This is a genomic window from Halovenus marina (genome assembly GCF_051414115.1).
Taxonomy (GTDB): Archaea; Halobacteriota; Halobacteria; order Halobacteriales; family Haloarculaceae; genus Halovenus; species Halovenus marina.
This window is the reverse complement of sequence record NZ_JBLKNZ010000001.1, coordinates 689,236-702,360: the sequence shown is the minus strand read 5'-3', so window position 1 is coordinate 702,360 and position 13,125 is coordinate 689,236. Positions and strand designations below refer to the sequence as shown.

At 60.7% G+C, this 13,125-nt stretch carries 14 protein-coding genes; 11 read left to right on the top strand and 3 right to left on the bottom strand.

The genetic code is table 11. From position 1 onward, the window contains the following. Positions 1 to 14: 14 nt before the first annotated feature. The 5 genes from ACMGFL_RS03565 to ACMGFL_RS03545 all read left to right on the top strand — a co-directional run bounded on the left by ACMGFL_RS03565 (position 15) and on the right by ACMGFL_RS03545 (position 4,092). Positions 15 to 854 (top strand): proline dehydrogenase family protein, encoded by an 840-nt coding sequence (locus ACMGFL_RS03565; protein WP_436934161.1) that lies wholly within the window; start codon positions 15 to 17, stop codon positions 852 to 854. A gap of 79 nt (positions 855 to 933) precedes the next feature. Further along, positions 934 to 1,620: a DUF502 domain-containing protein gene (locus ACMGFL_RS03560; protein ID WP_436934160.1), complete on the top strand. Its 687-nt coding sequence runs from the start codon at positions 934 to 936 to the stop codon at positions 1,618 to 1,620. A 103-nt stretch (positions 1,621 to 1,723) separates the two neighbouring features. Next, positions 1,724 to 2,419 (top strand): DUF120 domain-containing protein, encoded by a 696-nt coding sequence (locus tag ACMGFL_RS03555; protein WP_436934159.1) that lies wholly within the window; start codon positions 1,724 to 1,726, stop codon positions 2,417 to 2,419. Further along, positions 2,406 to 3,077: a 3,4-dihydroxy-2-butanone-4-phosphate synthase gene (gene ribB / locus ACMGFL_RS03550; RefSeq protein ID WP_436936412.1), complete on the top strand. Its 672-nt coding sequence runs from the start codon at positions 2,406 to 2,408 to the stop codon at positions 3,075 to 3,077. Before ACMGFL_RS03555 ends, ribB begins: the two co-directional genes overlap by 14 nt. A gap of 79 nt (positions 3,078 to 3,156) precedes the next feature. After that, positions 3,157 to 4,092 (top strand): branched-chain amino acid transaminase, encoded by a 936-nt coding sequence (locus ACMGFL_RS03545; RefSeq protein ID WP_436934158.1) that lies wholly within the window; start codon positions 3,157 to 3,159, stop codon positions 4,090 to 4,092. Here the strand turns inward: ACMGFL_RS03545 and ACMGFL_RS03540 are convergent. After that, on the bottom strand, positions 4,089 to 5,144 hold the full coding sequence (locus ACMGFL_RS03540) for an anthranilate phosphoribosyltransferase (protein WP_436934157.1): 1,056 nt from the start codon (positions 5,142 to 5,144) through the stop codon (positions 4,089 to 4,091). The two genes, ACMGFL_RS03545 and ACMGFL_RS03540, sit on opposite strands and share 4 nt — an antisense overlap. A gap of 138 nt (positions 5,145 to 5,282) precedes the next feature. On the opposite strand from ACMGFL_RS03540, the gene ACMGFL_RS03535 reads away from it, so the two are divergent. Together ACMGFL_RS03535 and mptA are read left to right on the top strand one after the other, a co-directional pair. Continuing rightward, entirely contained in the window at positions 5,283 to 5,861 is a 579-nt protein-coding gene (locus ACMGFL_RS03535) for a response regulator transcription factor (protein ID WP_436934156.1), read from the top strand. A gap of 71 nt (positions 5,862 to 5,932) precedes the next feature. Next, the gene (mptA, locus tag ACMGFL_RS03530) at positions 5,933 to 6,865 is read left to right on the top strand and encodes a GTP cyclohydrolase MptA (RefSeq protein ID WP_436934155.1); all 933 of its coding nucleotides are present in this window, start codon (positions 5,933 to 5,935) and stop codon (positions 6,863 to 6,865) included. A 45-nt stretch (positions 6,866 to 6,910) separates the two neighbouring features. Here mptA and ACMGFL_RS03525 read toward each other — a convergent pair whose 3' ends face one another. Further along, positions 6,911 to 7,714 carry a TrmB family transcriptional regulator gene (locus tag ACMGFL_RS03525; RefSeq protein ID WP_436934154.1) on the bottom strand — a complete coding sequence of 268 codons (804 nt, stop codon included), beginning with the start codon at positions 7,712 to 7,714 and terminating at the stop codon, positions 6,911 to 6,913. Positions 7,715 to 7,835: 121 nt separating this feature from the next. Between ACMGFL_RS03525 and ACMGFL_RS03520 the strand changes: the two genes are divergently transcribed. The 4 genes from ACMGFL_RS03520 to ACMGFL_RS03505 all read left to right on the top strand — a co-directional run bounded on the left by ACMGFL_RS03520 (position 7,836) and on the right by ACMGFL_RS03505 (position 12,758). After that, complete coding sequence (locus ACMGFL_RS03520) at positions 7,836 to 8,285, top strand: halocyanin domain-containing protein (RefSeq protein WP_436934153.1); 450 nt, start codon at positions 7,836 to 7,838, stop codon at positions 8,283 to 8,285. Positions 8,286 to 8,503: 218 nt separating this feature from the next. Further along, positions 8,504 to 10,498 carry an ABC transporter substrate-binding protein gene (locus ACMGFL_RS03515; protein WP_436934152.1) on the top strand — a complete coding sequence of 665 codons (1,995 nt, stop codon included), beginning with the start codon at positions 8,504 to 8,506 and terminating at the stop codon, positions 10,496 to 10,498. Positions 10,499 to 10,843: 345 nt separating this feature from the next. Further along, positions 10,844 to 11,737 carry an ABC transporter permease gene (locus ACMGFL_RS03510; RefSeq protein WP_436934151.1) on the top strand — a complete coding sequence of 298 codons (894 nt, stop codon included), beginning with the start codon at positions 10,844 to 10,846 and terminating at the stop codon, positions 11,735 to 11,737. After that, entirely contained in the window at positions 11,724 to 12,758 is a 1,035-nt protein-coding gene (locus ACMGFL_RS03505) for an ABC transporter permease (RefSeq protein WP_436934150.1), read from the top strand. The genes ACMGFL_RS03510 and ACMGFL_RS03505 overlap by 14 nt, the downstream gene beginning before the upstream one ends. Positions 12,759 to 12,866: 108 nt before the next feature. Here ACMGFL_RS03505 and ACMGFL_RS03500 read toward each other — a convergent pair whose 3' ends face one another. Next, the gene (locus tag ACMGFL_RS03500; RefSeq protein ID WP_436934149.1) at positions 12,867 to 13,106 is read right to left on the bottom strand and encodes a hypothetical protein; all 240 of its coding nucleotides are present in this window, start codon (positions 13,104 to 13,106) and stop codon (positions 12,867 to 12,869) included. Between the last annotated feature and the right edge of the window lie 19 nt (positions 13,107 to 13,125).

Here is a 13,125-nt window from a genome sequence, read left to right as displayed (position 1 = left end):
CCCCAAGTAAGGGTATGCTCCCGCCGCTGGCCCGCCGCTTTCTCGGTGGCGAGACGGCCGCCGAGGCGTTGGAACACGCTCGACAACGAGATAGAGAAGGGATCGGGACGATCCTGAACTTGCTCGGTGAGCACTACGCCGACCCCGCGGAGGCCGCCGCCGATGCCCGAGCGTACTGTCAGCTCATTCAGGACATCGCCGGAACCGACCTGCGCGCCTGCATCTCGGTCAAGCCGACCCAGCTTGGACTGGACGTGAGCGAGGCGACCTTCCGAAAACACCTGAACGCAGTCGTCGAACGTGCAGCAGCCGAGAACGTGTTCGTCTGGGTCGACATGGAGGCCCACGACACCGTCGACGCCACGCTCGATGCTTTCGAGACGCAGGCACGCAAGCACGACGGCGGTGTGGGGATCTGCGTGCAGGCGAACTTGCGTCGAACTGGCGAGGACCTCGAACGACTCGCCGAACTGCCGGGAAAAGCCAGACTCGTCAAGGGCGCGTACAATCCGCCGACTGCAGTCGCCTATCAGTCACATGAACGGATCGACGAGCAGGCCGCCGAACATCTCCGATACATGTTCCGGGCGTTCGACGACGGCATCGCGCTGGGGAGTCACGACCCGGAACTGATCACGCTGGCGGCAGACCTGCATTCCACCTACGGAACACCCTACGAGATACAGATGCTCATGGGCGTCCGGACGGGCGCACAGCGCGACCTGTCCCAACATCACGACCTGTATCAGTACGTCCCCTACGGACGGAAGTGGCCCGCCTATCTGTATCGACGAATGACCGAGCGAACGGAGAACGTCACCTTCGCGTTGCGGGCGCTCGCGCCGTTCGAGTAGCGCTCACACGGTTCGAGAAGCGCCGATCTGCCATCGAAAACGAACAAACTGATAACAGCGCGTCCCTGTGTGTTGAGTAATGGCATCGTGGAAGCGTGACTTCGCGAGTGGGCTCATCGTACTGGCGCCACTGCTGGTTACGGCCGTCGTGTTACTCTGGATATACGGCTATCTCGTCGCCGTTCCGATACCGGTCGACAACGGGCCCGCCAGAGTGTTTCTCACGATCGTGATCTTCATTCTACTGGTGTTTTCCTTCGGCTATCTGATGCGAACCGCGGTCGGTGCGATCCTCGAACGGGCCATCGACGACGTGATGAACAGCCTGCCAGGGCTCCGAATCGTCTACAACGCCTCGAAGATGGCCGTCGAGACGGCGCTGTCGGGAACCAGCGACCTGCAGGCTCCGGTTCGCCTCGAAGTCTGGGACGGACTGCAGATGACCGCTTTCCAGACCGGCAAGACGACCGACGACGGTCGTGACGTGCTCTTTCTGCCGACTTCTCCGAACATCACGACCGGCTTCGTCATCGAGGCACATCCCGACCGCTACACGGTCATCGACGAGAGCGTCGAGGATTCACTCACCCGGATCCTGAGCGCTGGCTTCGGGGACGCGGACGACGAACCGCTCGCGAAGATGTTCGGCGAACAGTCCATCGATAACATCGAGGAGTCCGGGTCTAACTCGGACGGGGAGACCGCGGACGAACCGAGTGATTCGACAGACGAAAGCGCCGACCCGGCGAAAGTGAACGATTCCTGAGGCGATCCTTCGTCTGCAGTCGGCTCGGCCCACCCCAATATAACGGTGGCGTTATGCATAACGCATCCGTTATGCTTATGCGTACAGAGGCGAAGGTTTGCGTATGCAGGAGGCACGGCAATCACTCGACAACGACGGGGTGGTGACACTCCGGGAGCTCGCTGCGCTCGGCGCACTCGACGGGACTGAGAAACTCTCGTGTGCCGACCTCGCGGACCGTCTCGACGCGTCGACCCAGACCGCGTCGCGGCGGCTGCAGCGGCTCGAAGACGGCGAGTACATCAGTCGGGAGATACTCACCGACGGACAGCTCGTCGAGATAACCGACCGCGGCGCACAGCGACTGCAGGCCGAGTACGCCGCCTACCAGCGTATCTTCGAGGGCGAGACGGTCGTCGAACTGACCGGCACGGTCACCAGCGGAATGGGTGAGGGGCGTCACTACATCACCCTCGATGGCTACATGACGCAGTTTCGCGACAAGCTCGGCTACGAGCCGTACGCGGGCACGCTCAACATCGACCTCGACGAGGACAGCGTCCGGTCACGCACCCGACTCTCCGCCGTGGATCCGGTCACCATCGAGGGCTGGGAGACCGACGAGCGAACCTACGGGCCAGCGTACTGCTACCCGGCGACGCTCTCCAGTGCCGGTCGGTCCTACGACACGGCCCACGTCATCGCGCCCGAGCGGACACACCACGGCGACGACCACCTCGAAGTCATCGCGCCGGACCGGCTTCGAGCGGAGCTGGAACTCGATGACGAAACGGAGGTGACCGTCTCTGTCTCGGAGTGATACGGTCTCTGGACAGGCGCGTGTCGATGCCGCTATCGACGCGATGCGGGCCGGTCGTCCTGTCTGCATCCACGACGCGGTCGACCGCGAGGGCGAGACCGACCTGGTCTACCCCGCCGGTGCAGTCACGCCGGAGGCAGTCGCGCGACTGCGAAACGACGCGGGCGGACTCGTCTGTGTCGCCCTGAGCGACGCGGTCGCTGACGCCTTCGAGCTCCCCTTTCTCCACGATTCGCTGACCCATCCCGCCGCCGGGTCTCACGACCTGGCGTACGACGAGCGGTCGTCGTTTTCCCTCCCAGTGAATCACCGGGACACCAGAACCGGGATCACCGACGCGGACCGCTCGCTGACGATCCGCGAACTCGCCAAAGCAGCGGCCGACCCCGAGACCATCGACTTCGCCGGACGATTTCGATCGCCCGGCCACGTGCATCTGCTCCGGGCCGCGCCGGGACTGCTCGCGGAGCGGCAGGGCCACACCGAACTCGGGATTGCGCTCGCCAAGGCGGCCGGGATTCCCCTTGCTGTCGTCGTCTGTGAGATGCTCGACGACGAGTCCGGGCGGGCGCTGTCGCCCGAGGCCGCCGAGGCCTACGCCGACCGACACGAGATCCCCTACGTCGAGGGGCGGGAACTGGTCGAGCGGCTCGGATAGGTGAAATGAGTGGCTGTTTTGCCGTGGCAGCGACCGCAGACCGTCAAGACTCTTAACGCTGGCAGTAAATTGTCGGGGTATGAGCTTCGACGACATGGACGTCGACAGTATCTGGATGGACGGCGAGTTCGTCGACTGGGACGAGGCAGAGATTCACGTTCTCACGCACGGACTCCACTACGGCACCGGCGTCTTCGAGGGCGTTCGGTGTTACGACACCGCAGATGGGCCAGCGATTTTCCGCTGGGAGGAGCACCTCCAGCGGCTGTACGACTCCGCGAAACCCTACGACATCGACATCCCCTTCGAACCGGACGAACTGACGGAGGCGACCGTCGAGTTGATCCGCCGGGAAGGGCTCGATTCGTGTTACATCCGCCCGATCGTCTTCTATGGCTACGACATGCTCGGGTTGCATCCGGGTGACTGTCCAGAACGGGTCGCCATCGCCGCCTGGCCGTGGGGCGCGTATCTCGGCGAGGACGCGCTGGAAAACGGGATCGACGTGATGATCTCCTCCTGGCGCAAGCACGCGTCGAGTCAGATTCCGACGAACTCGAAGACGACGGGCGCGTACGTCAACAGTGTCCTCGCCTCGCTGGAGGCGACCGACAACGACTACCGCGAAGCGCTCATCCTCAACAAGGAAGGAAACGTCGCAGAAGGTCCCGGCGAGAACCTCTTTCTCATCCGCGACGGCGAAATCTACACCACCGGCCTGTCCGAGTCGATCCTCGACGGGATCACACGCCGCTCGGTGATCGAGATCGCCCGTGATCTCGGCTACACCGTCCACGACCAGGCGACAATCTCCCGCGGGGAACTGTACACCGCAGACGAACTCTTCTTCACCGGGACGGCGGCCGAAGTCACCCCGATCCGCTCTGTCGACGACACGCAGATCGGCGCGGGAACCAAAGGTCCCGTGACCGACGATATCCAGTCTGCCTTCTTCAACATCGTCGAGAATCAGCCCGCCGAGTACGACGACTGGTTCTACCCCGTTGAGCGCTAGAACTGTGTGAGTTCAGCGAGTCGCTCTGCGGCCTCGCCCGAGGCGAGCGCGTCTCGGGCCATCTTCAGCCCCGATTGGATCGTGTCGGCGTCGTCGCGAGCGTAGATGCGCAGGGCGGCGTTGAGCGCGATTGCGTCCGCGAAGTGGTCGTCGCGCTCGCCAGCGAGCACGTCTTCGGTGATCGTCGCGGAATCCGCGGCGACGTTCTCGACGGCCAGTTGCTCGCGCTCGAAGTCCATCCCGTACGCTGCGGTTTCGATCTCGTAGTCGGTGAACGCGCCGTCCCATTCAGCGACCACGGTGGTTCCCGGCCGGATGTCGTCGTAGCCCTCCAACCCCTGAAACATGATGACCCGGTCGACCTGCTGACTGTCCATCTTGCCGAAGGTGTCGATGATTCGCTTCGCGAAGGGGAGATGGTAGAAACTACCGAGATGTACGTCCGCATTCGCCGGATTGGCAAGCGTCTCAATGGTGTTGACGAAGGTTCGGACGCCCATCTCGCGGCGGCGGTCAGACAGGTCGTCGATGGCGGGCGCAAACCGTGGCTGGTAGTAAAAGCCGAAGCCAACCTCGTCGGTCATCGCAGCGCTTTCCTCGGGTGAGAGGTCGGTTCGGACGCCGAGTTCGTCGAGGACGTGTTTGTAGGCGTCCGCTTCCTGTGTCGGAACGCGGTCGCCGCTGTGGACGACGACCGGTGTGCCCGCTGCGGCCGCGACCAGACCTGCGCCGACGCCGAGCAACGCAGAGGTGTGCTTGCCGTCGTAGTTTGCGCCGCAGTCGACGGGGTCACACTCCGGCGTGGCAGTCTCGACACGCTCGCGCAACACATCAGTGAACGCGGCGAGTTCGGTCGGCGTGTTTCGTTTCCAGCGGTTGGCGAGCCAGAACGCGCCGAGGGTGGTCTCGGCGGGTTCGCCCGCAAGAATGCGGGTGAACGCCTCGCTGGCTTGTTCGCGTGTCATGTCGTCTGCTGACTTGTGTCCAGATCCGACGGCTTCGGTCATCAGCCGACGCAAGGGCCACTCCCCGAAGGCGTTCGATTCGGTCATACCCGAGGTACGGTCACACAGCGGAAAACAGCGATGGTTCGAATCGATTGTGCGCCTGTGCGGTGGTTCGGCCGAGGCGTCGATTGTTCCGGTCGGCTGGAAACCTTTATGCCTCTACTCGACACTAGTACCACAGGAATGAGCGGTACAGAGCCAGCGACGGTCCTCGTCGTCGACGACGAACGCGACGTAGCGGACGCATACGCGGCCCAGCTCTCCGACGAGTTCATCGTTTCGACCGCCTACAGCGGCAAGGAAGCCCTCGAGAAGGTCGATGCCTCCGTCGACGTCGTGTTGCTCGATCGCCGGATGCCCGGTATCTCCGGCGACGAAGTGCTCGAAAAGATCCGCCAGCGCGAACTGAACTGTCGCGTCGCGATGGTGACCGCAGTCGACCCGGACTTCGACATCATCGACATGCCGTTCGATGATTACATCATCAAACCAGTCTCCCGGGACGACCTGCTCGAAACGATTAATCAACTTCTCACGACCGCAGAGTACGAATCCACGCTCCGGCGGTACTACGCTCTCACCGCAAAACACGCGACGCTGCTGGCGAACAAGCCCGAGTCCGAACTGGCCCAGAGCGAGGAGTTCCAGACACTCGAATCCGAGATGCACGACCTCCGTTCGGAACTCGACGAGACGCTGCTTTCGTTCGACGATTCGGACTTCGAGGCCGCGTTCCGTGACCTGTCGACCGGGTCGGAGTGAGCGCAGGCGGACTGCCCGAAGCCGCCTGCAATATCGAAAGCACTAATCCCGATTCTCCCCTAACGTTGATGATGACTCAGCAACTGCCGGACGTGCAGGCATCGAGCCCGGAGGTGACTGTCGGTCTCAACCGGGTCGGCGTCACCGGCGTCGAGAAGCTGCTCAAGGTTGCCCGCGCGGACGACCGCCCGCTCGTGTTCATGGCCGAGTTCGAGGTGTACGTCGACCTGCCATCCTGGCGAAAGGGGGCGGACATGAGCCGGAACATGCAGGTCGTCGACGAGATACTCGAAGAGGCCGTCAGCGAACCGACCTACCGCGTCGAGGATGTCTGTGGATCGGTCGCAGAGCGCCTGCTGGAGAAACACGAGTACACGACGAAGGCGGAGGTCCGGATGGAAGCCGAGTACATGACACGCGAACAGACCCCCGCATCGGGACTCCAGACCCAGAGCACTGCGGATATCATCGCCGCAGCCACCGCGAGCGACGAGGGGACGCGCGAGGAGATCGGCGCCCGTGTCACCGGCATGACGGTCTGTCCCTGTTCACAGGGGATGTCGGAGAGTCGCGCCCGCGAGACGCTGGAGACGCTCGACGTGGCGGAGGACGTCATCGACGAGTTCCTCGATGAGGTGCCACAACCGGGCCACTCCCAGCGGGGACACGCCACGCTCACCGTCGAATCAGAGGGCGCACCCGAGGTGGATCTGAACGACCTGATCGCCGTGGCGCGCGATTCGATGAGCGCACGTATCTACAACCTCGCGAAGCGGCCGGACGAGGACCACATGACCTACGAGGCCCACAGCGACGCCAAGTTCGTCGAGGACTGCGTCCGTGCGATGGCGGAGGGAGTCGTCGAGGAGTTCCCTGACCTGTCGGACGGCGCTGTCGTGACGATGAAACAGTCGAACGACGAGTCTATCCATCAACACAACGCACACGCAGAGCGCGTGGCGACGCTCGAACAGCTTCGACAGGAAGTCAACGGAGACAAGTGAGCGCAACAGTCCACGGAGACGAGCGACCACAAAAGCGACCGACGGTTACAGCTTTAACACCGTCGCCTTGTTCCAACGTGGTTCGAACTCGGTTTCGACACTTGCCGCGAACTCGGGGTCTTTCAGGTCGATGACGGCGAATGTTTCGCCGTCAGTTAGGGGATGGGGGACCTCGATACACACTTCGATGTTGTCGATGAGTTCGAAGGTGCCGCGGACATCGTCGCTCGTTCGCACCTCGAAGTTGTCGTGTTCCTGCAGTTCGTAGCGATACCGGCGACCGACGCTCTCCGGCAGCGTCTCGACGAGTTCGGGGCGCATCAACAGCGAGACCGACACCCCCCGGGATAGGGCGGCTTCGAGTTCGTCAAGCACTCGCTCGCCAACGATATCCAGGTCGAACTGCGCTGTCGGGGCGCCAGCGACCATGATGATCCGGTCGTTCGCCGTGGCGAGTCGCTCGACGAGGAGATCCGCTGCGTCCTCGCCGCCGAGCGCGCCGGTCCAGAACGGTTCCTCGACTGGGGTCGCGGCGTCGAGTTGGTCTTCGAGGTCGTCGACGATCGACTCGTACTGGGTTGCCTGTTCTTCGAGTTCCGCCTTCTTTTCCGCCAGCAGGCGGTCGAGCGCGGTTTCAGGTTCGACCGCGACGTACTTCTTCGGTCGACTGGCTGCCTGTGTTCTGATCAGATTGTGCGTTTCCAGACTGTTGAGAACATCGTAAATCCGGCCCATCGGTACGTCGCTCGACCGAGACAACTCCTTTGCCGTTGTCGCTCCGGTCTGCAACAGCGACCGGTAGGCACGAGATTCATACTCCGAAAGACCAAGATCCCTGAGACTGGCCATCAGTTGTGCTGTCTCATTCCAGAGGTAAAAACACACCGGGTGTTTATCACCGTTTATCCGTCTGGCTGTTTCGCGGGACCGGATGACATGTTTTATAACGTCGGAGGATACTGCACTAACTATGAGACGGCGACGTTTCCTAGCGGTCGCGGCGACCGGAACAGCACTGGCGGCGGGGTGTGTGGGTGACACAGGCGGCGGGAACATCAGCGAGTCGCTCTTCGATGACTATCTTGGAGAGATCCCGGAATACGAAGGACCCGTTGACCGACGTGGTGAGGACGAAGTCACGATACAGGTCGGCGCGATGGAGGAGGCAGACTATCTCCGCTTCGACCCGATGGGTGTTGTTGTCACGTCGGGGACGACGATTCTCTGGGAATGGACGGGGAACGGCGGCGAGCATTACGTCGTCTCACGGCGTGACACGACGAACCGAAGCGAACGAACCGCCGAGGAAGGCTACACGTGGGAGGTTAATTACAACCGAACTGGGACAACACGGTACGTCTGTGCGACTCACGAAAACGACCAGATGCTCGCGGCTATCGACGGACGGTCCGAGGAGTAATCGTCTCCGAACTGGTCACATCTGGGGGGACAGGAAAACGTAACATCCTCGACACGAGAACACCCGTTCCGTGCCTGGATAGACCGGGGTTTTCCAGAAAGTACACAGTAATTTCTGTCAGGCAGTAATTCGATTCTCTGGTTGCCAGCGGAAATGTTTACTCCCCTGTGAGTACATAAGGGAATGTTTAAATATCTCCTCTCAAATGGTGAAGATGCATGTCGAACAAAGATGAGGGTAAGGGGACAGTCCCTACGACCCGACGTAACTGGATCAAAGCAATAGCGATCGCCGGTGGTGCCGGTTCGATGGCCGGTTGTCTCGGCGGTGGCGACGACGATGGTGGCGACGACAGTACTGGTGACGGTGAAGGAGATGGGAACGGTGACGGTGAAGGTGACGGGAACGGTGACGGTGAAGGAGATGGGAACGGTGATGGTGAAGAGACCCCGACGCCGGACGGCATCGACGAACTCGTGCCACCTGGCGAAGCGGTCAACATCGACGACCTGAACACCCAGCTTGGGGAAACGATCGCAAACGAGGGAACGACCGAGCTAGCTGGCCAGCTCGGCTGGATCTTCAACCAGTGGGTACACGGAGTCCAGGTCGAGGATACCATCCGTGGGATGGCCGCCTCGCACGATCCGTGGGACTGGCAGGTTTCCTCGGTCGCGCCGGAGTATAACGCCGAACAGCCATGGACGTACCTCGCACGAACACAGCATCTTCGTCACCAGGATGGTGACGAAGAGCAGTTCTTCGAGCTGCCAGCCTTCGGTGGGCTCGGTGGCGCACACTACAACTTCGCGGGAGGTCCGTGGGCACCTGGGTGGTTCTTCGGTGCGCGAGCACTCTTCGACGAACCCGCCTTTTATTCGCCAGTGACCGGCGAGTACTTCTCGTCCGTATTCAACGACTGGGAATTCGACACAACCTCGGCAGAGGTTTCCATCCGGGAGGACATGAGCTGGAACAAGCAAGGCCCGGATCTGGTTGCCGACCACGTTGTCGACCAGTGGAAGATGCTGGCGATCCGCGGCGTCGCGCCCGGTACCTGGATCGAAAGCTGGGACGTCCAGGACGACTACACGATTTCGATCGAATATCCCGAGACGCGAATCACAGCAGCCAAGAAGAACATTCTCGGCGGTGTCTGGCAGCAGGTGCGGTTCTACACCCACCCAGTCCATCACCGCCAGTTCATCGACCGATGGGACGACGGCGAGAGCGCAGATTCGATCCTCTCGGACGTGAGTGAGTATCGTATCGGTGAGGAGACAGTACTGAACGAAGGTGTCACGCTGGGTCCGGTCGCGATCACCTCGATTGACGAAACTCGCGTCGAAGCAGAGTTCGTCGACGACTATCCGTTCGGACAGGTTGGTGACTACGACGACCGACCGACCGAACCCAACTACGCTGGCTTCGCGTTCACCGACCACGGTGACGCCGAGATCGACTACCAGCAGGCGGCCGTCAACAACGACGTGCACGCCTTCTCAGGTGACGTTTCGGAGACGGTTCGCGACCAGTTCCCCGATTACTACGACCTCTACGGGTACACGAACGCGTCCGAAACCGCGGTCCTGTTCTCACCCAACGCCTCGCCCTTTGGCGACGACTCGCAGGAGGGTCGCGCAGTTCGTCAGGCGATCGCACACGCCTACGACAACTCCGAGTTCATCAACATCTACGGCGAGGACTTCACAGAACCGCCGGGACCGAACAAGGTCAACGGGCTGACTACGCTGGGTCAGAACAACTGGCTCGGCGACGTGCTCGGTGACCTCAACGACTACGGCAACGCCGAAGACGGTTGGTCGGACATGGAGATGGCGAACACGCTGATGGAAGCCGCTGGCTACACGAAAGAAAGCGGCAACTGGGTCGACGAAGACGGCAACACGCTGTCGACGGAACTGCTGTATCCGTCTGAGTGGTCGGCACTCGAACTCGCAATCCAGAACATCGCCGAACAGCTCAGCGAGTTCGGTATCCAGACGAGTACCAACACGCAGCAGGATCAGACCATCCAGAACGAGACGTTCGTCGATCACGACTTCCAGCTCGTCTTCCACGGTACCGCGCACGACAACCCGTGGCAGGCCTACCCGAACATCATGGGCGACACGACGAGTCCGGACGGGACTCGATACAACAACCAGCTATCCGAAGTCACCGTTCCGTGGCCGCCCGCGTGGGAGATGTAAGGTAGACATCCCACAGCCGCTTTGCCAAGCGCAGGCATAGGCGATAGTTTCTTTTCTGACAGTGTAGTCTTTCTTATAGGCGTGGTAAGCAGACGAGTTACTGTCTGTGCAACAGTACAGAGAGCCGATCTTACCGGAGAGTAAGCGGCTATCTGAATTTCCCAGAAGAGTCCAGGATCTGTCTGTTTCTCGCAACCGTCAGGTATATATCCATTCGATTGAATGCTCTATGCACAGATGAACTGGATACTGAAACGCATTATGCGTTATCTGTTTACGATCGGACTTGTCATCCACCTATCGTATTTTCTGCTCCAGCTACTTCCAGGGGGACCGATTTCGTACGTGAAGGCTACGCTACCGCCGCAAGTCGAGGTGTCCGAGCAGGAGCTGGCAGCAATGATCAACTACGACCCGGACGCAACGGCGTTCGAACGATACCAGAACTGGATCACCGATCTGCTGTTGGAGGGTGATCTCGGAACGTCACTCACGGTTCGACAGGGGGACCCAGTCACAGGGATTATCGTCGAGGTACTCCCATGGACGGTGTTTCTGATGATCAGCTCAGTCCTCATCGCGTTTTCGGTGGGGATCGTCCTCGGAGCGGCCATGGCGTACTTCGAGGGGAGCAAGTTCGACACCGGGACGACGATTTTCTCGATCGTGATGAGCTCAGTTCCGTACTACATCTTCGGTGTGTTGCTCGTGTTCGTGCTGGGGTACGAGATGGAACTGTTCCCGACGAACGGACGGGTCGGAAATGGCCTCACACCGGGGATCAGCATAGAGTATATGGGGAGTGTGATCTACCACGCGACGCTCCCAGCGCTGTCGTGGGCCCTGTTCGGTCTCGGCGGTTGGGCACTGAACATGCGCGGGAACAGTATCCGCGTGCTCGGTGAAGACTACATGCGCGTGGGACGACTCCGGGGGCTGTCGAGTGCGCGACTCACAACCCGATACGTCGCCAGGAACGCAATTTTGCCGCTGTACACTCAGCTGTTGATCGTTATTGGTACCGCCTTCGGTGGTGCGGTGATCCTCGAACAGATCTTCGTGTACCGAGGGCTTGGCAAGATCATCTTCGATGGCTTGAGTCAGAACGACTATCCCGTGATGATGGGCGGATTCATCGTGGTGGTGATCGCGATCATCGTCGGGGTGTTCTTCGCAGAGCTAACATACGGACGACTTGATCCCCGTGCAGGGGAAGGTGGTGAAAATGAAGCCTTCTGAATCAGCGGACTCCGACACGATAGAAGAACTTCCGTTCGAGACAACATCCGACGTCGAAACGACTCGCCGTGACGTCGTCTATCGGATGCTCGATCAGTTCGTGCTCGCACCGGGACGGGTCATTCTGAACGACTGGCGCGGGGTGATCGGTCTCACAATCATCCTGATCTACATCCTCATCGGAACGGTGGGTGTCTGGATCGTTCCGCCGCCGTCGTCTGACGACACGCTCGGGATGGTCGGGATCTTCACTGGGCTGGACTGGAAGCTCATGTTCGGAACGAACCCGGCCGGTGAGGGGATCCTTCCGCTCATGTTCCACGCGACCCCCTCGATGCTGAAGATGATGCTGGCTGGCGGAGTCTTCGGGACGGGCCTGGGTGCAGCAATCGGGATGATTGCTGGATACAAGGGCGGCCGAGTCGAATCTGCCCTGATGTTGTGTACGGACACGATGATGACCATTCCGGGGCTGCCGCTGGTCATCGTGGTCACGTTCATCTTCAACCCACAGAACCCCTACCTCATCGGGATACTGATCGTGTTGCCGTTCTGGACCGGTCTCGCACGAGCGATCCGCTCGCAGATGCTCACACTGCGTGAGATCGAGTACGTGGAATCGAACCGACTCATGGGCATCTCGACTGGCGCGATACTCACGAAAGACATCCTCCCGAATCTCGCTCCGTACATCGCAGTCAACTTCGTGTTCATCTCCCGAACAGTCGTCTTCAACACGACTGCGCTGTACTACCTCGGCGTCCTGAACTTCGGCTCACACTGGGGACAGACACTGAACAGCGCGTTCAGGGGCGGTGCAGTCATCTCGGGATTCAACGCGATGCACTGGCTGCTCGGGCCTGTGGTTGCTATCGTCGGACTGGCGCTTGGGACGATCTTACTCTCTCAGGCACTCGACCGACTGTTCAACCCGCGAATCCGGGCTCGCCACCAGAAAACGACGACAACTGGCGACGACGAAGTCGCAGAGGAATCGACGGCGACCACGACGACTCCCTGACGAGGTTTCTTTTCGACGTTCCGGTTCGTACGACCGAGCAGAACTCACCGTTGCGCTCGCTTGCAAGCGTTCACTCGCTCATAGAAACAGCACACGGGAAGACACTCACTACTCCTGATAGGATTCGTCGAGATACCCCATGTTGCACTTGACGTAGAACGTGCCGATCATCACGAAAAGGACCGAGAGGATGGCGATATTCATCACCGATACGACGTATGCGCCGGTCCCGGGTTCGAGGAACGGAAAGGTAATTGCGGTGAGAAACGCCATCGCAAAGACGAACGCACTGATGCCTCGAACCGCGTAATCGAATCCACAGAGAAAGTCCCAAATCCCTTCGGCCATACCAAGGTAACGGCTGTGT